Origin of the sequence: Flavobacterium solisilvae (assembly GCF_012911605.1) — a bacterium.
GTDB classification, from domain to species: domain Bacteria; phylum Bacteroidota; class Bacteroidia; order Flavobacteriales; family Flavobacteriaceae; genus Flavobacterium; species Flavobacterium solisilvae.
In genome coordinates this window covers 266,263-286,306 of sequence record NZ_JAAMPT010000209.1, presented here as the reverse complement: position 1 = coordinate 286,306, position 20,044 = coordinate 266,263, and the positions used below count along the sequence as shown (strand labels likewise).

Sequence of the window (20,044 nt, the reverse complement as noted above, 5' to 3'; positions counted from 1 at the left end):
CAATAAATTGAAAAAAATAGCTGTTGTTATACTGAATTGGAATGGTGCCAAACTGTTGGAGCAATTTTTACCTTCGGTAGTTGCTTTTTCAGATGAAGCCAAAATATATGTCGCTGATAATGCTTCGACCGATACTTCATTGGAAGTAATAAAAAATCAGTTTCCGTCAATAACTATCATTCAAAACGATGCTAATTATGGTTTTGCCAAAGGTTACAATATTGCATTACAAAACATTGAAGAAGAATATCTTTGCCTTTTAAATTCAGATGTAGAAGTTACTCAAAATTGGCTTACTCCTATTCTTTCTCTATTTGAAAACAATCCTGAAATTGGAATTATTCAACCCAAAATATTAGATTACAAAAACAAAGCTTATTTCGAATATGCTGGTGCTGCTGGAGGTTTCATCGATAAATTTGGTTATCCATTTTGTCGCGGAAGAATTTTTGATACTATCGAAAAAGACAACGGACAATATGATGACGAACAAACCATTTTTTGGGCAAGCGGTGCTTGTTTTTTCATCCGAAGAACTATTTTTAATCAATTAAACGGTTTTGATGATGACTTTTTTGCCCATCAAGAAGAAATTGATTTATGCTGGCGTGCATTTAATTTAGGTTACAAAGCAAAATATTCTCCAAATTCGCTTGTTTATCATGTTGGTGGCGCAACTTTAAACGAAGGAAATCCTAGAAAAACATTTCTGAATTTCAGAAACTCATTGTTGATGTTACTAAAAAATCTACCCGAAAATCAGTTGTTTTTTATCATTTTAAGCCGACTTTGTTTGGATGGATTAGCCGGAATTCAATTTATTTTCAAAGGAAAGTTTAAACATTGTTTTGCCATAATAAAAGCGCATTTCTCTTTTTATTCTTTGATAAACAAAACATTAAAAAAAAGAAAGCAATCTCAATCTCAAAATTATTACCAAACCAAAAGCATCGTTTACCAATACTTCATTAAAAATGGCAAGGTATTTGATAACATTTAACAATAGTTTATCACTTTGAACTATTACCCGAATTTAAAATAATCCTTATTTTTGTTAAAAAATTAATTACCCTTTTATGAAAAAAGTAATTTTAGGTCTTTCAGTCGTTGCTTTAACATTGACATCATGTGGCACAAAAAAGAAAATTGCAGCTTTGGAAGCGCAAAATAAAGAATGTCAAGATTTATTAAACTCTACAACAGTTAAGTTAAACCTTTGTTTATCTGAAAAAGAAGCGCTTCAAAAGCAAAATGAGTATTTAAAACAAAATAATTCTGATTTGATTAATAATCAAAAAGAATTGACAATGCTTACTAGTAAAGGTGCTCAAAATTTAGAAAAGTCATTAGAAAGCTTAAAAGAAAAAGACTTGAAAATCACTCGCCTTCAGGATGCTTTAACTCGTAAAGACAGTGTTACTTTAGCATTGGTTACTAGTTTAAAAAGTTCGGTTGGAATTTCTGATCCAGACATTGAAGTAAATGTTGAAAAAGGAGTTGTATTTATCTCTATCGCTGATAAATTATTATTTAAAAGCGGAAGTTACGTAGTAAGTGACAAAGCAAAAGAAGTTTTGGCTAAAGTTGCAAAAGTAATCAACAGTCGTCCAACATTTGAATGTATGGTTGAAGGTCATACCGATAACGTTCCGTTTACAGGAAACGCAATATTAGTTGACAACTGGGATTTGAGTGTGAAACGTTCTACAGCTATTGTTAGAGTTTTGACTAAAGATTTAGGTGTTAAACCATCTCAATTAATTGCTGCTGGACGTGGAGAATTCATTCCGTTAGTAGAAAATAACACGGTTGACAATCGTTCAAAAAACAGAAGAACACGAATTGTAGTACTTCCAAAAATCGATGAATTCTATGAAATGATCGAAAAGGAAATGAAAAATCAAAAACAACAATAAAAATATAAAGCCGAGCTAAAACTCGGCTTTTTTTATGCTTTCTCTTTTCTAATAAATTTTACGAATTGTTATAAAACAAAAAATCCCTTGAAAAAATCAAGGGATTTTTTGTGATCTCAGAAGGATTCGAACCTTCGACCTACTGCTTAGAAGGCAGTTGCTCTATCCAGCTGAGCTATGAGACCAAGCTCTTAGATATTTTCTTTTACAATTTTGTCGGGGTGGCAGGATTCGAACCTGCGACCTCCTGCTCCCAAAGCAGGCGCGATAACCGGGCTACGCTACACCCCGAAAAAAGCGGAGAGACAGGGACTCGAACCCTGGCGACGGTTACCCGTCGACAGATTAGCAATCTGCTCCGTTACCACTCCGGCACCTCTCCTAAATTTTCAATATTGTAATAAGAACTTTTTCTTTAAGCGGTTGCAAATGTAATTTAACATTCTATAATTTACAACTATTTCAAGCCTTTTTTTATTAATATTTTTAAATTAATTCTAAAAAACTTCACTATCAACACACTAGCTAATTCATATTTTTGTTAATCAACATCAATTGAAGATTTATTAAGGATTGAATTCCATAATTTGTAATAAAAGTTTAGATTTGCAGGACAAACAAACAACAATTATTATGAGTAAAAAAGTAGTTATAGTATCGGCTGTTAGAACTCCAATAGGAAGTTTTATGGGAAGTTTATCTTCAGTTACTGCTCCACAATTGGGTGCAGCAGCTATAAAAGGTGCTTTAGAAAAAATAAATTTAGATCCGAATTTAGTAGATGAAGTATTAATGGGTAATGTTATCCAAGCTGGTGTTGGACAAGCTCCAGCAACTCAAGCAACGCTTTTTGCAGGTTTACCAAATACAATTCCTACTACAACAGTAAACAAAGTTTGTGCTTCGGGAATGAAAGCGGTAATGCAAGGTGCACAAGCCATCATGAATGGTGATGCTGAAGTTGTAGTTGCTGGTGGAATGGAAAATATGAGCTTAATTCCTCATTATGTACACATGAGAAACGGTGTGAAATTTGGACCAACTTCATTAGTTGACGGAATGCAAAAAGACGGTTTAACCGATGCTTATGATGGAAATGCCATGGGAGTTTGTGCCGATTTATGTGCAACCGAATACAATATCAGTCGTGAAGAACAAGATGCTTTCGCTATTCAGTCATATGAACGTTCGGCAAAAGCTTGGGCAGAAGGAAAATTTGACAACGAAGTAATTCCTGTTTCAATTCCACAAAGACGTGGCGAACCAATCATTTTTGCTAAAGATGAAGAATTCACTAACGTAAAATTAGACAAGATACCAACTCTTAACGCTGTTTTCACTAAAGACGGAACTGTTACAGCCGCTAATGCTTCAACAATTAATGATGGTGCGGCAGCATTAGTCTTAATGAGCGAAGAAAAAGCCCTATCTTTGGGTATAAAACCTTTGGCTTATATCAAATCGTATGCAGATGCAGCACAAGAACCAAAATGGTTTACAACTGCTCCAGCAAAAGCTTTACCAATCGCCTTAGACAAAGCAGGAATGTCAATTTCTGATGTTGATTATTTTGAATTTAACGAAGCTTTTTCTGTAGTTGGATTAGCAAATGCCAAAATATTAGGTTTAGAAAACGATAAAGTAAACGTTAATGGTGGTGCAGTTTCTCTCGGACATCCGCTGGGTTGCTCTGGTGCGAGAATTATTGTAACCTTAATTAATGTTTTAGAACAAAACAATGCAAAAATCGGTGCTGCAGCTATTTGTAATGGCGGTGGCGGTGCTTCTGCTATTGTAATCGAAAGAGCTTAAAAAATTACGAATTACGAATTATGAATTACGAGACAATTCATAATTCGTAATTTACCATTCATAATTCATTTAGTAGATGTTTGCCATTTGTAACCTTGCTATAATTCCTTTAAGAGCCGAACCGAGTGATCGAAGCGAAATCGTTTCACAGGTATTATTTGGCGAGCATTTTGAAATTTTAGAAAGACAAAATCAATGGGCAAAAATCAAATTGCAATTTGATGATTATGAAGGTTGGGTTGATTCAAAACAATATCAAACTATTTCCGAAAAAAGCTATACTGATTTGTCAAAGGATGCTGTTATTTTAAACGCTGATTTGGTTGAATATGTAACCAATGCCAAAAATATGTTTATCCCAATTCCGCTTGGTGCATCGCTTTCTTTTTTAAATCATTCAGAAATAAACATCGAAGGATTTGAATTTGAAGGAATGAAAATCAGTGGAATTAAAGATAAATCAAATTTGATTGCAACAGCTTATCAATACTTAAATGCGCCTTATCTTTGGGGTGGAAAAACACCTTTTGGAATTGATTGTTCAGGTTTTACGCAAATGGTTTACAAACTAAACGGTTACAAATTGCTTCGCGATGCATCTCAACAATCTACTCAAGGCGATGCGTTGAGTTTCATTGAAGAAAGCGAACCTGGCGATTTGGCTTTTTTTGATAACGAAGAAGGTAAAATCATCCATGTTGGTATTATCATGGAAAATAATTACATCATTCACTCCAGCGGAAAAGTTCGCATTGATAGATTAGATCATCTTGGAATTTATAATGCAGAACAAAACAGACACACTCATCGACTTCGTGTAATCAAGAAAATTATATAACAAAAAAACCGAAACATAGTTTCGGTTTTTTTTATCGTTTTAAATCTCTTTCAAGCAAGTAATTAAAATATCAATATCTTCTTTGGTATTGTAATGACTGAACGAAATTCTCAAACTTGGCTTTTTCAAATCTTCTCCTGTAATCATTTCTGCTAAAACATGTGACGGCTTTTGGCTTCCACTTTGACAAGCACTTCCACGAGAAACCGCAATTCCTTTCATATCCAAATTAAACAAAATCATCGCTGTTTTTGTTTCATCAAATGGTAATAATATATTTAAAATATTATAAAAAGTAGTTATTCCGTTTTGTTTTACTTCAGAAAAATTAGCTTTCAACTGCTCAAAACAGTAGGCTTTCAATTCTTCAATATACTTTCTTTCTTCGTCCAAATTTTGATAAGCCAATTCCAATGCTTTTGCCATTCCAGCAATTTGATGCACTGATTCGGTTCCGGCGCGCCAACCTTTTTCTTGTTCGCCACCAAATAATATTGGTTGCAAAACAAATCCTTTTTTTACAAAAGCAAAACCAACGCCTTTTGGTCCGTGAAATTTATGCGCACTAGCTACCAAAAAATCTACCTTCAATTCGGCTAAATTAATTTCGGTTTTACCAATTGACTGAACGGTATCACAATGAAACAACACCTTATTTTCATAACACAACTCGCCTATTCTTTTGCTATCATTGATTACGCCAGTTTCATTATTTACATGCATCAACGAAACCAAAGTTGGCATTTTGCTTTTCAATAATTCTTCCAAATGAGCATAATCCAAATTTCCATCTGGAAGCGTTTTCACATAATCAACAACTATATTAAACTCTTTTTCCAATGCCTGAATGGTGTAAAGCGTTGCGTGATGCTCAATTTTTGACGTAATAATTCGTTTTATTCCATAATCACGAACAGCACTTCTCAAAATCCAATTGGTCGCTTCCGTAGCACTTGAGGTAAACAATATTTCTGAAGCTTGGCAATGCAAAAGTTTAGCAATCGTCTTTCTCGAACTTTCTATAATTGCTTTTGCACTTCTTCCAATACTATGGGTTGACGAAGGATTTCCATATTCTAGTTGCATCACTTTTACCATTTCATCAATAACTTCTTGACGGATTGGTGTTGTAGCTGCATTATCTAAATAAACTTTTTTCATGTTGCAAATATAAAAAGTCCTTCTCCTAAATAAATGATAAAAGATTTAGTATTGAACTAAAAAACTTTATTTTTGCTTCAAAATATATTTGCGATGAAACGATTATTAGCTCTTTTTTTGTTAGGTTTTGTAATAAATGCATGTGATGACGGTGATTTAGAAGTTGAAAACATTGATTTTACAGAAGTTACCGCTACTAAATGTACTTCAAAAGATGTTGTTTACAAAATTAAAGACAGCGAAATGCTTTTGATAGAAATTCCTGCGGAAACTTTTGCTAATGACCAAACACCAGAAGGTACACCAATTAGTGTCGCTATTTCAGAAACTGGAACATTTCCTGTTAGAGTAAAATATCGTCAATATAATGGAAATATCTCTGCGGATAATATTTGTCCAACTATTCCTGACGCAAATCCAAGTTTGCAAGAAGAATGGAATGCTATTGCTGGAACCATTCAAATTACTACAACCGCTATAAAGTCTACCAATCAAACGACTGGCGCAACTAGAATTACAGGTTACAGACATTATATTGTTTTTAAAAATATCACTTTTGAAAAACCAAATGGAGTTCAAACTTATGAAACTTATGTTTTTGGAAATTACAACACAACTGCTACACAATTGCCTTTAGGATTTAGTGAAAATGCTCAAAAAAGTTCTTGTGACAATAGAGTTTTCAACATTAGCGGAAGCGAGTTGCTAACCCTAAATACAGCAAACTATGCAACCTTATTTGAAAACACGGTTACAACCACACCAAGAACAGCTTTAATTAATACATCAAATACACTAAGCTACAAGCTTTACAATGGAGCAGTTAACGATGCCTTTTTGTGTTCAACTTCGCCACCAGATTTTCCAGCTGTAACTCAAGAATGGAATGCCGTTGATGGTGTTGAAAATGTATCTGGAATTATTGAAGTAACCACAAATACTGATGGACTTGGCGGCGTTGGTTTTAGACATATTGTTCGCTTGAAAAAAGTAACTTTGAAAAAAGGAAATAGTGATTTCTATCTTGGCGATGATTATCTTTTAGGTAGTTTTATCGTAGCACAATAATCAAAAAGTATGGACATCGACTGTATTAGTTATCAAAAATCGGGGTATTTTTCTAAACTCATCGTTGAGTATTTAGATGAAAATCCTGCATTACAATCGTTATACCATCGTAGTCCGAAGTTAGAAAATTTCCTTTTGCAGCTTGAAGAAAAACAACAAAATTTCCCTTTTGAAAAAAGAGAAGTTTTGGTTAATTCGTTGCAAAAACAATACCGCTCAACAAAAACATCGGAGTTTACAAAAAGTAATATTCAGTTGTTAAAAAGCGATAAAACGTTTACCATAACAACTGGACATCAATTGAATTTATTTTCTGGTCCGTTGTATTTTTTGTACAAAATTATCTCTACGATAAATTTGTGTAAACAATTAAAGGCAAACTATCCGAGTTACAATTTTGTACCAATTTATTGGATGGCAACGGAAGATCATGATTTTGAAGAAATCAATCATTTTGTTTTTAAAGGAAAAAAAATCAGTTGGAACAAAGAAACTTCTGGACCAGTTGGACGTTTATCTACCAATGGTTTAGAGGAAGTTTTTGAAGTTTTTGAAAAAGAATTAGGCATTGGAAATAATGCTAACTATTTGAAAGATTTATTCCAAAAATCATACTTAGAACACCATAATCTAACTGATGCAACCCGATTTCTAGCGAATGAATTGTTCCAAAATGAAGGTTTAGTGATTATTGATGGCGATGATGTTGATTTGAAAAAAATATTTGCTCCTTATGTCGAAAGAGAATTAACGGAACAAGTTTCTTTTCAGAAAGTAAATGAAACGTCAAAACTTTTGGAAAGCTACAATATTCAAGTAAATCCAAGAGAAATTAATCTTTTTTACATTCAGGACAATCTTAGAGAACGTATTGTTTTTGAGGATAACATTTTTGCCGTAAACAATACTGAAATCAGTTTCACAAAAGATGAAATTCTAGCAGAATTAGAAAATCATCCGGAAAGATTTAGCCCAAATGTAATTTTACGTCCTTTATATCAAGAAGTTATTTTGCCAAACTTATGCTACATTGGCGGTGGAGGCGAAATTGCCTATTGGCTAGAATTGAAATCTAATTTTGAAGCGAATGCTGTTCCGTTTCCGATACTTTTAGTACGAAATTCGGTTTTATTAGCGACAAAAAAGCAAATCGAAAAAGCTCAGAAATTGAATTTAAAAATGGCTGATTTGTTTCAAAAGCAAAACGAACTTTTGAATAATAAAACAAAAGAAATCTCTAATTTTAATATTGATTTTTCGGCTCAAAAAGAGTTTTTGAAACAACAATTTGAAAATCTTTATTCGATTGCGGAACAAACTGATATTTCGTTTAAAAATGCGGTAAAAGCTCAGGAAGTCAAGCAAACAAAAGGTTTAGACAATCTTGAAAAACGTTTACTGAAAGCCGAAAAAAGAAAACTTGCTGACCAATTGCAACGCATGAAACAAATTCAAGATGAATTGTTTCCTAATCAAGGTTTACAGGAACGAAAAAACAATTTCTCAGAATTTTATCTTGAGTTTGGTGATGATTTAATTCAACGATTATTGAACGAATTAAAACCTTTGGAACAGGAATTTAAGGTTATTGTTTTTTGATTTTTAAAAGAGCTTACTATACAAAAATGGTTTCCTAAATAACCCTGATTGAAGTGGAAATCCTGTCATTGCTAATCGAATATTTGATTATGAGATTGCTTCGTTCCTCGCAATGACAGATTGAAACGAAAAGCAGGAAAATGGAACCCAAAAATTCGCAAGCCTTTCGTTTCAAATGAATAATCTTTTTAGAATTTGAAAAAATAACACTACTTTTGCACCCGAATTAAAAAAATCATTCAAAAAAATGGCAACAAACAGAACTTTTACTATGATTAAACCAGATGCTGTTGAAAACGGACACATCGGTGGAATTTTAAATATGATTACTGAAGGTGGTTTCAGAATTGTAGCGATGAAATTAACGCAATTAACGGTAGCTGACGCTCAAAAATTTTATGCTGTTCACGCTGAAAGACCTTTCTTTGGTGAATTGGTTGAGTTTATGACTCGCGGACCAATCGTTGCAGCTATTCTTGAAAAAGAAAATGCTGTTGAGGATTTCAGAACGTTAATTGGTGCTACAAATCCTGCTGATGCTGCTGAAGGTACAATCCGTAAAAAATATGCAACTTCTATTGGAGAAAATGCTGTTCACGGTTCTGATAGCGACGAAAATGCAGCTATTGAAGGTGCATTTCACTTTGCTGGAAGAGAACAATTCTAATTTTAGATATTAGATATTTAATATTAAATATCATAGAAATCATAGAAATCCCATTTCGTTACAGATTTGGGATTTTTTCATTGAAAAAAGTACCAAATTTGAATTTACTACCTTTGCAAAAATTTCCAGAAACCATGAACACGTTTGAACAGTTTAATTTACCGAAATCATTACAAAAAGCTATTGACGAATTGGGATTGACAACGCCAACTCCTATTCAGGAAAGAGCATTTCCAGTTGTAATGTCTGGACGTGACGTGATGGGAATTGCACAAACCGGAACAGGAAAAACCTTTGCTTACTTACTTCCTATTTTAAAACAATGGAAATTTGCTGCAACGGATACGCCACGAGTTTTAATATTGGTTCCAACAAGAGAATTGGTTGTTCAAGTTGCCGCCGAAGTGGAAAAATTGACACAATATATGTCGGTTAGAACGCTTGGAGTTTATGGTGGTGTAAATATTAATACTCAAAAAACTGCGGTTTATCAAGGTATTGATATTTTGGTTGGAACGCCTGGACGTGTAATGGATTTGGCAATGGACAATGTGGTTCGCTTTGATGCTTTGCAAAAATTAGTCATTGACGAATTTGACGAAATTTTAAATCAAGGATTTCGATTTCAAATCACTTCTATCCTATCGATGTTGCGAAATAAACGTCAAAATATACTTTTTTCGGCAACAATGACTGACGAAGTTGATGAAATGCTGGAAGAATATTTTGAGTTTCCCGAAGAAGTTTCTTTGGCTCCAAGCGGAACGCCTTTGGAAAAAATCGAACAATTAGGTTATAAAGTTCCTAACTTTTTGACCAAAATAAATTTGATTGCTTCGTTACTTGAAGACGAAGCTTTTGAACGTGTTTTACTTTTTGTAAACAACAAAAAAACGGCCGATTTATTAGCCGATAAATTGGAAGAAATTTATCCGGAGCAATTTGGAATAATTCATTCTAATAAATCTCAAAACTATCGTTTGCAAACGATGGCTTCTTTCCGCGAAAGCCAAATTAGAGGAATTGTGACTACCGATGTTATGGCTAGAGGTTTGGATATTTCGGATATTTCGCATGTTATCAACGTAGAATTCCCTGAAATTCCAGAACAATATATCCACAGAATTGGTCGAACTGGTCGTGCTGATAAATCAGGTGTTGCTATCAGTTTAATCAGTCCGCGGGAAGAAGAAATCATGATTGAAGCAGAAGTTTTGATGGAAAAAGAAATTGATTTCATTGAAATGCCTGAAGGAATTGAGATTGCCGAAAGATTACTTGAATTTGAAAAAGACAAGAAAAAGAAAATGAAGTTTTTAATGAAAAAACCAAAACTGGAAGGTGGTGCGTCTTTTCATGAAAAAATTGCTAAAAACAAAAAAGTAAATCTTGGCGGACCATCAAAAACCAAAAAGAAAACGAGTTCTTCTGTTAATAGAAATATTTTGAAAGCTCGAGCTGCAAAGAAGAAAAAGAAGTAATTTTTTTCTAAACCGTTGAGGAATTAAGATGTATTCATACTTAACTTAAACTCGTAATTTTCTAGTCAAATACTAAACAAACTGGCGAACAAAGTGCAATTCGTTTTTTAGTATCGGTCAATTTTCCGTTGTTTTTATCGCGTTTGAAAATTACAATTTCATTGGTATATTGATGTGCTACTAAAAGGAAATTTCCCGTTGGATCAATAGCAAAATTTCTTGGACCTTTTCCTTCTGTTTTTATCGTTTGCACTAATTTTAATGTTCCATCTTCCTTTCGTTCAAAACAAGAAATGGTATTTGCTGTACCACGATTTGTAGCGTATAAAAACTTTTCATCGGGCGAAAAATGAATATCTGCTGTGCTAATTTCTCCTTTAAAATCCTTGGAAACAAGGGTTGTTTCTTGAATTACTTCAAGTTTTTCTTTATGATACTTAAAAACCGTTAACGTTCCATCCAATTCCTGAACTAAATACACGTTTTTCCCATCTTTACTGAAAGTCAAATGTCTTGGTCCGCTTCCTGATTTTACTTTTTTTACTTGAAAAGGTTCTAATACTTCGTCTTCACGATTAGGGAAATATCGATAAATATAAATTAAATCAACCCCTAAATCAGTGGCAAAAACATACTTTCCGTCTGGAGAAAATTGCAGTTGATGAATGTGTGATTTCTCTTGGCGTGCTGTGTTTATACTTTTTCCACTGTGCAAAATAACCTGCTTTTTATCGGATAAACTTCCGTCTTCATTTTTTCCGAAAACAGCAATACTTCCGCCACTATAATTAGCAACCAAAACATTTTTATCATCATTAATAATATGACACGGATCATTTCCTTCGGAACTTTTTGTATTTAAAAATTCTAAAATTCCACTATCCGAATTATAATTAAATGCCGAAATTTTACTGTCATTTCCACTTTCATTGGTTGCATAAATGTATTTTTTATCATTTGAAATGGTCAAAAAACTTGGATTTACAACGCCTTTTGTTGAAAATTTTAATTGAAAATCGGCTGTTTCTGTATTGAAATCATACACATAAATTCCGTCACTTTCACATGAGTTTGTGTATGTTCCAACAATCAAATTGAGGTTTTTCTGTTGAGCATGAACGGTTTGCAAGGCAAAAAAAACGACTAAATAATGTAAAACTGCTTTCATTTTCTATTTTTTATCAAGTAACAAAGGTAATCCTTAAACGATTAGGATATTTTTTTAAATTTAAAACATTGAAACTATCTTTCAAAATGATAAAAATAGTATTTTTGACAAATCGAAAATTCAAATGCAATTTAAACATCCCGAAATTCTGTATTTCCTTTTCCTGTTGGTTATTCCAATTTTGGTTCACTTGTTTCAATTACGTCGATTTAAAAAGGAATACTTTACCAATGTTCAATTTCTAAAAGAGCTTTCTATTCAAACCCGAAAAAGTTCTACCATCAAAAAATGGTTATTGCTTTTTACTCGTTTGCTTTTGCTTACTTTCTTAATTTTAGCATTTGCACAACCTTTTTTTCCAGGAAAAGACAGCCAAAAATCGACCAACGAAATGTATATTATTTTGGATAATTCCTATAGTATGCAAGCCAAAGGCAAAAAAGGTGAATTGCTAAAACGTGCGGTTCAAGATTTATTGGAACAAACACCAGAAGCACAGAATTTTTCGTTAATTACCAATTCAGAAAGTTTTTGGAATACCGATATTAAATCCATTCAAAAAGATTTGCAAGACTTGAAATACAGCGCAATACCTTTTCGATTGGATAATTTAATTGCTAAGGTAAACGCGCGGAAATCGGCTTTCAACAAAGATATCATTGTCATTACCGATGCAATTGGAATTAACAGCAATGAAGCTAAAAGTTTCAAAAAAGAAGACAATGTTTACTTTGTAATTCCGGAAGCCGAACAAAAAAACAACATTTCAATCGACAGCGTTTTTATTGCTCAAAATTTGGATAATTTCTATGAAATTAGCGTTGAATTGACTTCAAATGGAGAAAATTCCAAAGCCATTCCGATTGCGTTGTACAACAAAAACAAGTTAACTGCCAAAACTCTTTTGGATTTTGAACAAAGCAAAAAAACCATCAATTTCACTATTCCAAAAGAAGATTTTCATGGTTATGTTTCCATTACTGATAAAGGTTTGGAATATGACAACACCTATTTTTTCAGTATTTCAAAACCAAGTAAAACCAATGTAATTAGCATTGGCGAAGCTGAAAAAAGCGGTTTCATGGCACGAATTTACACTTCGGATGAATTTAATTTCACAAATTATCCAATTGCCAATTTGGATTATAATTTGTTGGAAAAACAAGATGCTATCGTTTTAAACGAATTAAAAGAAATTCCGCAAGCCTTACAAACTACCTTAAAATCATTTGTAAACAAAGGCGGAAATTTGGTTATCATTCCGTCGCAAGAGTTGAATATTTCAGCTATGAATTCCTTTTTAAGCCAATTTGGAGCTGTGAAATATGCTTCGGCAAATGGCAATGAAAAGAAAGTAACCAAAATCAATTTCAATCATCCGCTTTTCAGTAGTGTTTTTGAAAAGAAAATTGATAATTTCCAATATCCATCTACTAAAACGTCGATTGGTTTAAGCAGTAATTCGCCTGCCGTTTTGAGTTATGAAGACCAAAGTGCATTTTTAACTTCGGTTAGTAATCCGATTTCGAGTGTTTATGTTTTTGCTGCGCCAATTAATAAGCAAAATAGCAATTTTCAAAATTCGCCATTGATTGTTCCAACGTTTTATAACATGGCGCAAAACAGTCAAAAAACAGGCGTAAACGCAATCACTATTGGCGAAAATCAACCTTTTATTGTTGATGCTTTACTTTCAAAAGATGAAATTCTAACCATTAAAAATGCTGACGAAAGTTTCATTCCGGTGCAACAATTATTAAACACTAAAGTCAAAATGACGTTTAACGACAATCCGTTATTGGCTGGGAATTTTGGTATATTTAATGGTCAAAACGAAATTCAGAATATCAGTTTTAACTATACTCGAACCGAAGGAAATCTTGCCAACATCAATACAGATATTGCTGCCGATTTTGAAAAAACAAACAACATAGAAACGGTTTTTAACACCATTCAAACCGATAGAACCGACACGCAAATCTGGAAATGGTTTGTGATATTAACACTACTCTTTTTAGCATTGGAACTACTAATCCAAAAATTTGTAAAATGAACCTACTACTTCGCAACACAACAATTATTGACCCAAAAAGTTCATTCCACAACCAAACCGTTGACGTAATTATTGAAAACGGAATAATCAATAAAATAGGCAAATCGCTTCCTAATGAAAATCATTTGGAAGAAATAAATATTGATGGTTTGCACGTATCACAAGGTTGGTTTGACAGCAGCGTTTCACTTGGCGAACCTGGATTTGAAGACAGAGAAACGATTGCAAACGGTTTGAACGTAGCAGCAAAAAGCGGTTTTACCGGAATTGCTTTGCAACCCAACTCCTTTCCTATTATTGACAATCAGTCGCAAATTCATTTTGTAAAACAAAAAGCGACAAATTCGGCTACCGATTTATTTCCGATTGGTGCTTTGACCAAAAATAGTGAAGGAAAAGATTTAGCAGAGCTTTTTGACATGAAAAATGCCGGAGCTATTGCTTTTGGCGATTATGGAAAAAGTTTGTCGAATGCTAATTTGCTAAAAATTGGACTGCAATATGTTCAGGATTTTGACGGATTAGTGATTGCTTTTTCGCAAGATGAAAATATAAAAGGTCACGGCGTTGCCAATGAAGGAATTGTTTCCACTCGATTAGGACTGAAAGGAATTCCAAATTTAGCTGAAGAATTAATTGTTGCCCGAAACTTATTTTTACTAGAATATACTGGAGGAAAACTTCATATTCCAACGATTTCTACAGCAAAATCAGTAGAATTGATTAAAGAAGCAAAAGCCAAAGGTTTGAATGTGACTTGCAGTGTTTCGGTTCATCATTTGGTTTTAACCGATGAAAAACTGGAAGAATTTGACACGCGATACAAAGTTACTCCGCCGTTGCGAAACGAAACCGACCGACAAGCTTTGCTAAAAGGAATTTTGGACAATACAATCGACTGCATTACTTCCGATCATAATCCGATGGATATTGAACATAAAAAAATGGAATTTGATTTGGCTAAAAACGGAACTATCGGATTGGAGAGTACTTTTGGTTCGTTATTGACCGTTTTACCATTGGAAAAAGTAATTGAGAAATTAACTTCTGCCAAAACCATTTTTGGAATAGAAAACCAAGCAATTGAAGAAAATTCAAAAGCCAATTTATCATTCTTTACAACCCATAATGATTGGACTTTTAGCAAAGAAAATATCCTTTCAAAATCAAAAAATTCAGCATTTTTAGGATGCAAAATGAAAGGAAAAGCAATTGGAATTTATAACAATCAAAAATTGTCGATTTTTTTCTAGAAATTTCAAACCTAACTTAAAAGATATATCAATAAATATGAGTTATTATTGAAAAAATTGGCTTCAACTAATTTTAATAAAACTTTAAAGTTTATAAAAGATTGAAAAAGCAACTTCTTAAATATAGGTACGAAATTATTTTAATTCTAACAGGTATTGTTTGGTTAACTTTTCTTAATGAGTTGATACAAATAAACAACCAGAATAATATCTGTAATGATTGTGATAATTATAGAGAATCAGCTTATTATTTATATCACCATTTTAAGTCTCATTATTTCAGACCAATTGGAATGGCTATTATAACTGGTTTTCCATATCTTTTTAATGCATCAGATTATACGATATATAAATTTAGTTTGATATTAAATGTACTGTCTTGGATAGGAACTTCATTATTACTATTTACTTTATTGAAAAAATATGTAACCAATAAAAAAGCATTTTTTTTTACGCTTGCATATCTATCTATACTCGGCAGTATATTTATTATTTTTAATCTTTTAACCGAAACCATTTTTACATTTTTAATAATCGTTTCTTTTTATTTTTTAAAGAAATATCACAAAAACAAGGCATTTCTTTTCTTGTCTCTCAGCATCAGCATTTTTCTGTTTACAATATTAATTAAACCTAGTATCAAATTTTTTGCGATTATAGTGTTTCTTTATTTTGGAAAAACAATACTAAAAAATTACAAAAACAGAAGTATTGTTTTTATTTATTTAAGTCTGCTTTTAATAGCTTTTCAATATATAAAAATGAAAAAAGATTATGGTAATTATACTTTAACCTATATCGATAGTGTTACATATTACAACTATCTTGGAAGTAAAGCTATGTGTTATAAAACAAATGATATATTTAGTCAGGAAACCAATAATAGAGCTAAATTTTTAGAACAATTTTCTTATCCTGAACAACGAAATATAGCAACCAAAGATTTTTTAAGCCAACTAAATGATAATAAATTTAATCTTTTAAAATCATATATTTCAAATTTACTTGAAAATATGAAAACACCAAGTAGCTCTTGCTTCTATTGGAAAAATTTAAACCATAAAGATTATTTTGAAAAGCTAAAAACAACTGTCAATTTTATTACAAAATATCAAAACAGAATTCTTAGTGTTCTAGGATTTTTTCTATCTATTTTTTATATTTTAAAATCTTATAAAACAGATAAATTTCTTTTCTTTATAAGTTGTTATATTCTTTATACTATAACAATTTCTGGTGTATCATGTTCACAAGGAGATCGTTTTCATATAGTATTCTATCCGTTTGTCATTATATTGTTTGCAAAATTTTATACTGACCTAAAAACGAAACCTTTTATTTTAAAAAATCATAAATGAAAAAATTATCTATAATAATACCTGCTTTCAATGAAGAGAAAACAATTCATTTGATACTCAATAAAATAAAAGAAACCGTATTGCCAAAAAATATCACAAAAGAAATTATAATCGTTGATGATTGTTCCACTGACAAAACTGCTCAGATAATAGAAACTTTTTGCAACGATAACCCCGAATTGACTGTAATATTCTTAAAACACACAAAAAATAGTGGAAAAGGTAAAGCATTACAAACAGGTATTAAAAAAGCAACAGGAAATTATACCGTTATTCAAGATGCCGATTTAGAATATAATCCTAAGGAATACAAAATTCTATTAAAACCCATTTTAGATGGTTATGCCGATGTAGTTTATGGTTCAAGATTTATGGGTGGAAATCCACATAGAGTATTATTTTTTTGGCATACAATCGGAAATAAATTTCTAACTTTTTTGTCAAATTTATTTACAAATCTTAACTTAACTGATATGGAAACTTGTTATAAATTATTTGACACTAAATTGCTACAATCAATACATTTAAAAGAAAACAGGTTCGGTTTTGAACCAGAAGTAACTGCTAAAATAGCTAGAATAAAACAAATAAGAATATATGAAGTAGGAATATCCTATTATGGTCGAACCTATGAAGAAGGAAAGAAGATAAATTGGAAAGATGGATTTTACGCCATATATTGCATACTAAAATATGGTATGTTACGTTTAAAATAAAATCAAAAAATCAACACTATACAATATACATTTATACAAAATACAATTAAAAAAATGAACGATATTCAAAAAGGAAAAAACACCGCAATTGTAGCTTACATGACCATAATTGGAGCTGTAATTGCTATTTTTATGAACCAAGAAGAAAACAAAACTGATTTTGGTTCGTTTCATATTAGACAAGGTTTAGGAATTTTTCTTTCTTTTTTCTTGTTGGGCTATTTTGTTGGTTATGCCGATAGTTGGATGGTTTCTGGCGCATTTTATTTATTCTATTTTATCCTATGGATTTATGGATTTCTTGGCGCGTTACAAGGACAAAAAAAGGAAATTCCGCTACTTGGGAAATTTTTTCAAAACCTATTTAAAAGTTTATAATGAATTTATCGTTGCATCATTTGGTTAGAGAACCAAAAATTAAAAATCCCGACGCTTCGGGAAAAAATCCGTTGTTGTTATTACTTCACGGATATGGTAGCAATGAAGAAGATTTGTTTTCATTCGCCTCAGAATTACCCGAAGAATATTATGTAATTTCAGCTCGTGCTCCATTTGATTTGATGTATGGAAGTTATGCTTGGTATGCTATCAATTTTGATGCAGACGAAAATAAATTCTCAGATATTGGTCAAGCTCGAGCTTCAAGAGATATTATTGCCGGATTTATTGATGAATTGGTTGCCAATTATCTAATTGACGCTGAAAGCGTTACGCTGATTGGCTTCAGTCAAGGTTGCATTTTGAGTTATGCCGTTGCTTTATCTTATCCTGAAAAAGTACAACGTGTTGTTGCGATGAGCGGTTATTTGAATACTGAAATGGCAGTTGATGATTTTAAAGATAACAATGTTTCAAAACTAAAAATATTTGCTTCACACGGAACGGTTGATCAAGTAATTCCAGTTGATTGGGCACGAAAATCAATTCCAGCTTTGGAAGATTTAGGAATAAATGTTACTTATAAGGAATATCCCGTTGGTCACGGCGTAGCACCACAAAATTTTTATGATTTTAAGAATTGGTTGCAATCTTAATATTAGATATAAGATTTCAGATATTAAATATTTAATATTTGAAATTTAATATCTACTGTTCCGTATCACTTCCCAAAACTTTGTGACCAATTTCGCCATCGCCAGAAAAAAGATTTTTATCGCCTTGTTTCAGCACATAACCTTTCCATGGAATAAGTTGCCATTCGCCTAAAATCCAAGGTTGACCTTCAGCTTTTCGGGTTAAAACCAATGAGTTTTCTTGATTTGGTAAAAATATTTCGGCTTGATTTACATCTTCGCTAAAAAGTACATAAGCACTTTTGGTTTCGTCTTCATTATCCTGTAAATCAATTGGATTTAACTGAATTCCAGAGAAACCTTTTACACATTCTTTATTGACTTTTGACCAAATATATCCAGCCGAAGCCAAGCAACCATGTTCGTCTTTGTCGGAAACAGTAGTACTATCTTTCACCGAAGCTTCTAAAAGTTCACTTTCTTCTTCTGGTGATTTTCCATCGGTTAGTTTACATGATGTAAACGATAACGCAATGATTATAAACGGAATTATTTTTTTCATCTGCTTGACTTTTAATTAAGTTGTTTTGGATATAAATAACTTTCAATAGTTTCAAACGAAATACTTTGATCTTCGTTTATAAAATATTTAATCAAAACTTCACCCCAAAGTTCGCCATTGCTATAATCTGCAATAATCCAACGATGGTTTATAATTTTCATTTTATTGATAATAAATTTTTGCTCTCCAATTTTTTCTTGGTCAATGTATTTGTTTCCAGCTTTATCATCATTGTAAGCCAATAATGCTTGTTTTACTTTTTCAGAAAAAGCGGCAATTTCTCCTTGACCTTCCAAATAATTTTGTGCTCTATCGTTATGTTCTAAAGTAAAAGCGGCATCGTCAATTGATTTATTAAACATAATCAAAGTACTGTCTTTCAGTTTTTTATTTTCAACTTTTAAAACATTTACTTCATCTGAACCTTTGGAAGAAAAATATTTATAAGTAAAAACATTCATCAAAACAGCGATGATAAATAAATAAAGAAACAACGATTTTTTCATAATTTTAAATGGTAATTTTTAAATTGTCATAAGCCAAAAACACATTTTTAGGTAATCTTTTTTGCACTTCTTCATGAAATCCAAGCAAATGACTGATATGTGTTAAAAAAGCTTTTTCTGGTTGTACCAAATGTATAAAATCTAACGCATCCTGCAAACTAAAATGTGAATGATGTGGTTCTTCTCGCAATGCATTCACAACTAAAACCTTCACTCCTTTTAACTTATCAATTTCAATGCCATTCATTTTTTTTACATCGGTTAGATAAGCAAAATCTCCAAAACGATAACCAAAAACTTGCGTTCCGCCATGATCAACATCAATTGGAATAATCTCTAAACCATCCATAAAAACCGATTGATTATTGATAACTTCAATGGGTTCAACACTTGGCGCGCCAGGATATCTATTTTCGGTTCTAAATATATAATCAAAACGTTGTGCTAAATTATCTAAAACATAACGATGTCCATAAACCGGAATGGGTTTTGCTTGCATAAAGTTAAATGGACGAATATCATCTAATCCAGCGGTGTGATCAGCATGTTCATGAGTTAAAAAAAGTGCATCCAATTTTGTACAACCCGAAGTTAACATTTGTTGTCTAAAATCGGGTCCGCAATCAATTACAACCGAGCTATCATTCCAAGTTATCCAAACCGAAACTCGCAATCGTTTGTCTTTTAAATCGTTACTTTTACAAACAGAATGATTACTTCCAATGACTGGAATACCTTGAGATGTACCTGTTCCAAGAAAATAAACTTGCATCATAGCATGGTTTTTGATTATAACTTCGTAAAATTAAACTTTAAGTTCAATAGATTCCAAAAATTGGGTTAATTAACTTTTAATAAAACACCTATTTTACT

Annotated in this window: 19 protein-coding genes and 3 tRNA genes; 14 read left to right on the top strand and 8 right to left on the bottom strand. The window is 32.2% G+C overall.

Going from position 1 to position 20,044, the window contains the following annotated elements:
• Positions 1-7 precede the first annotated feature (7 nt).
• Positions 8-1,000, top strand: coding sequence for a glycosyltransferase family 2 protein (locus G6042_RS13630; RefSeq protein WP_169524990.1), 993 nt, complete (start codon positions 8-10; stop codon positions 998-1,000).
• Positions 1,001-1,076: 76 nt separating this feature from the next.
• The gene (locus G6042_RS13625; RefSeq protein ID WP_169524989.1) at positions 1,077-1,916 is read left to right on the top strand and encodes an OmpA/MotB family protein; all 840 of its coding nucleotides are present in this window, start codon (positions 1,077-1,079) and stop codon (positions 1,914-1,916) included.
• A 111-nt stretch (positions 1,917-2,027) separates the two neighbouring features.
• Here G6042_RS13625 and G6042_RS13620 read toward each other — a convergent pair.
• The 3 genes from G6042_RS13620 to G6042_RS13610 all read right to left on the bottom strand — a co-directional run bounded on the left by G6042_RS13620 (position 2,028) and on the right by G6042_RS13610 (position 2,298).
• Positions 2,028-2,101 (bottom strand) — tRNA-Arg (locus tag G6042_RS13620).
• Positions 2,102-2,132: 31 nt separating this feature from the next.
• Positions 2,133-2,207: transfer RNA gene (locus G6042_RS13615), tRNA-Pro, on the bottom strand.
• A 7-nt stretch (positions 2,208-2,214) separates the two neighbouring features.
• Positions 2,215-2,298, bottom strand: a tRNA-Ser gene (locus G6042_RS13610).
• Between the two features lie 251 nt (positions 2,299-2,549).
• On the opposite strand from G6042_RS13610, the gene G6042_RS13605 reads away from it, so the two are divergent.
• Both G6042_RS13605 and G6042_RS13600 read left to right on the top strand, forming a co-directional pair.
• The gene (locus G6042_RS13605; protein ID WP_169524988.1) at positions 2,550-3,728 is read left to right on the top strand and encodes an acetyl-CoA C-acyltransferase; all 1,179 of its coding nucleotides are present in this window, start codon (positions 2,550-2,552) and stop codon (positions 3,726-3,728) included.
• A gap of 76 nt (positions 3,729-3,804) precedes the next feature.
• Positions 3,805-4,566: a C40 family peptidase gene (locus G6042_RS13600; protein WP_169524987.1), complete on the top strand. Its 762-nt coding sequence runs from the start codon at positions 3,805-3,807 to the stop codon at positions 4,564-4,566.
• A 39-nt stretch (positions 4,567-4,605) separates the two neighbouring features.
• On the opposite strand, the gene G6042_RS13595 is transcribed toward G6042_RS13600, so the two are convergent.
• Positions 4,606-5,727, bottom strand: a complete 1,122-nt coding sequence (locus tag G6042_RS13595; protein ID WP_169524986.1) for a cysteine desulfurase family protein — start codon at positions 5,725-5,727, stop codon at positions 4,606-4,608.
• A gap of 93 nt (positions 5,728-5,820) precedes the next feature.
• Between G6042_RS13595 and G6042_RS13590 the strand changes: the two genes are divergently transcribed.
• From G6042_RS13590 to G6042_RS13575, 4 genes are all read left to right on the top strand, one after another.
• Entirely contained in the window at positions 5,821-6,795 is a 975-nt protein-coding gene (locus G6042_RS13590; protein ID WP_169524985.1) for a hypothetical protein, read from the top strand.
• Positions 6,796-6,804: 9 nt separating this feature from the next.
• Positions 6,805-8,394: a bacillithiol biosynthesis cysteine-adding enzyme BshC gene (gene bshC, locus G6042_RS13585; protein WP_169524984.1), complete on the top strand. Its 1,590-nt coding sequence runs from the start codon at positions 6,805-6,807 to the stop codon at positions 8,392-8,394.
• A 247-nt stretch (positions 8,395-8,641) separates the two neighbouring features.
• Positions 8,642-9,061, top strand: coding sequence for a nucleoside-diphosphate kinase (locus tag G6042_RS13580; RefSeq protein ID WP_169524983.1), 420 nt, complete (start codon positions 8,642-8,644; stop codon positions 9,059-9,061).
• A 134-nt stretch (positions 9,062-9,195) separates the two neighbouring features.
• The gene (locus tag G6042_RS13575) at positions 9,196-10,542 is read left to right on the top strand and encodes a DEAD/DEAH box helicase (protein WP_169524982.1); all 1,347 of its coding nucleotides are present in this window, start codon (positions 9,196-9,198) and stop codon (positions 10,540-10,542) included.
• Positions 10,543-10,603: 61 nt separating this feature from the next.
• Here the strand turns inward: G6042_RS13575 and G6042_RS13570 are convergent, their stop codons facing one another.
• Complete coding sequence (locus G6042_RS13570; protein ID WP_169524981.1) at positions 10,604-11,710, bottom strand: lactonase family protein; 1,107 nt, start codon at positions 11,708-11,710, stop codon at positions 10,604-10,606.
• Between the two features lie 124 nt (positions 11,711-11,834).
• Here G6042_RS13570 and G6042_RS13565 point away from each other — a divergent pair, with 124 nt between their 5' ends.
• The 6 genes from G6042_RS13565 to G6042_RS13540 all read left to right on the top strand — a co-directional run bounded on the left by G6042_RS13565 (position 11,835) and on the right by G6042_RS13540 (position 18,124).
• Positions 11,835-13,763 carry a BatA domain-containing protein gene (locus tag G6042_RS13565; protein WP_169524980.1) on the top strand — a complete coding sequence of 643 codons (1,929 nt, stop codon included), beginning with the start codon at positions 11,835-11,837 and terminating at the stop codon, positions 13,761-13,763.
• Positions 13,760-15,016, top strand: a complete 1,257-nt coding sequence (locus G6042_RS13560) for a dihydroorotase (RefSeq protein ID WP_169524979.1) — start codon at positions 13,760-13,762, stop codon at positions 15,014-15,016. The genes G6042_RS13565 and G6042_RS13560 overlap by 4 nt, the downstream gene beginning before the upstream one ends.
• 101 nt (positions 15,017-15,117) lie before the next feature.
• Complete coding sequence (locus G6042_RS13555; RefSeq protein WP_169524978.1) at positions 15,118-16,374, top strand: LTA synthase family protein; 1,257 nt, start codon at positions 15,118-15,120, stop codon at positions 16,372-16,374.
• Positions 16,371-17,090: a glycosyltransferase family 2 protein gene (locus G6042_RS13550; RefSeq protein WP_169524977.1), complete on the top strand. Its 720-nt coding sequence runs from the start codon at positions 16,371-16,373 to the stop codon at positions 17,088-17,090. Before G6042_RS13555 ends, G6042_RS13550 begins: the two co-directional genes overlap by 4 nt.
• A 54-nt stretch (positions 17,091-17,144) precedes the next feature.
• Complete coding sequence (locus G6042_RS13545; protein ID WP_169524976.1) at positions 17,145-17,468, top strand: hypothetical protein; 324 nt, start codon at positions 17,145-17,147, stop codon at positions 17,466-17,468.
• Entirely contained in the window at positions 17,468-18,124 is a 657-nt protein-coding gene (locus G6042_RS13540) for an alpha/beta hydrolase (RefSeq protein ID WP_169524975.1), read from the top strand. Before G6042_RS13545 ends, G6042_RS13540 begins: the two co-directional genes overlap by 1 nt.
• A 52-nt stretch (positions 18,125-18,176) precedes the next feature.
• Here G6042_RS13540 and G6042_RS13535 read toward each other — a convergent pair whose 3' ends face one another.
• Genes G6042_RS13535 through G6042_RS13525 form a run of 3 tightly spaced genes read right to left on the bottom strand, consistent with a single transcriptional unit; the run spans position 18,177 to position 19,943 of the window.
• Complete coding sequence (locus G6042_RS13535) at positions 18,177-18,665, bottom strand: hypothetical protein (RefSeq protein ID WP_169524974.1); 489 nt, start codon at positions 18,663-18,665, stop codon at positions 18,177-18,179.
• 11 nt (positions 18,666-18,676) lie between these two features.
• A complete protein-coding gene (locus G6042_RS13530) occupies positions 18,677-19,171 on the bottom strand; it encodes a hypothetical protein (RefSeq protein ID WP_169524973.1) in 495 nt (164 codons plus the stop codon).
• 4 nt (positions 19,172-19,175) lie between these two features.
• The gene (locus G6042_RS13525) at positions 19,176-19,943 is read right to left on the bottom strand and encodes an MBL fold metallo-hydrolase (protein ID WP_169525108.1); all 768 of its coding nucleotides are present in this window, start codon (positions 19,941-19,943) and stop codon (positions 19,176-19,178) included.
• Between the last annotated feature and the right edge of the window lie 101 nt (positions 19,944-20,044).

Coding starts and splice junctions, on each gene's coding strand:
- G6042_RS13625 (WP_169524989.1), top strand. CDS start 1,077: ATGAAAAAAGTAATTTTAGGTCTTTCAGTCGTTGCTTTAACATTGACA.
- G6042_RS13605 (WP_169524988.1), top strand. CDS start 2,550: ATGAGTAAAAAAGTAGTTATAGTATCGGCTGTTAGAACTCCAATAGGA.
- G6042_RS13600 (WP_169524987.1), top strand. CDS start 3,805: ATGTTTGCCATTTGTAACCTTGCTATAATTCCTTTAAGAGCCGAACCG.
- G6042_RS13595 (WP_169524986.1), bottom strand. CDS start 5,727: ATGAAAAAAGTTTATTTAGATAATGCAGCTACAACACCAATCCGTCAA.
- G6042_RS13590 (WP_169524985.1), top strand. CDS start 5,821: ATGAAACGATTATTAGCTCTTTTTTTGTTAGGTTTTGTAATAAATGCA.
- bshC (WP_169524984.1), top strand. CDS start 6,805: ATGGACATCGACTGTATTAGTTATCAAAAATCGGGGTATTTTTCTAAA.
- G6042_RS13580 (WP_169524983.1), top strand. CDS start 8,642: ATGGCAACAAACAGAACTTTTACTATGATTAAACCAGATGCTGTTGAA.
- G6042_RS13575 (WP_169524982.1), top strand. CDS start 9,196: ATGAACACGTTTGAACAGTTTAATTTACCGAAATCATTACAAAAAGCT.
- G6042_RS13570 (WP_169524981.1), bottom strand. CDS start 11,710: ATGAAAGCAGTTTTACATTATTTAGTCGTTTTTTTTGCCTTGCAAACC.
- G6042_RS13565 (WP_169524980.1), top strand. CDS start 11,835: ATGCAATTTAAACATCCCGAAATTCTGTATTTCCTTTTCCTGTTGGTT.
- G6042_RS13560 (WP_169524979.1), top strand. CDS start 13,760: ATGAACCTACTACTTCGCAACACAACAATTATTGACCCAAAAAGTTCA.
- G6042_RS13550 (WP_169524977.1), top strand. CDS start 16,371: ATGAAAAAATTATCTATAATAATACCTGCTTTCAATGAAGAGAAAACA.
- G6042_RS13545 (WP_169524976.1), top strand. CDS start 17,145: ATGAACGATATTCAAAAAGGAAAAAACACCGCAATTGTAGCTTACATG.
- G6042_RS13540 (WP_169524975.1), top strand. CDS start 17,468: ATGAATTTATCGTTGCATCATTTGGTTAGAGAACCAAAAATTAAAAAT.
- G6042_RS13535 (WP_169524974.1), bottom strand. CDS start 18,665: ATGAAAAAAATAATTCCGTTTATAATCATTGCGTTATCGTTTACATCA.
- G6042_RS13530 (WP_169524973.1), bottom strand. CDS start 19,171: ATGAAAAAATCGTTGTTTCTTTATTTATTTATCATCGCTGTTTTGATG.
- G6042_RS13525 (WP_169525108.1), bottom strand. CDS start 19,943: ATGCAAGTTTATTTTCTTGGAACAGGTACATCTCAAGGTATTCCAGTC.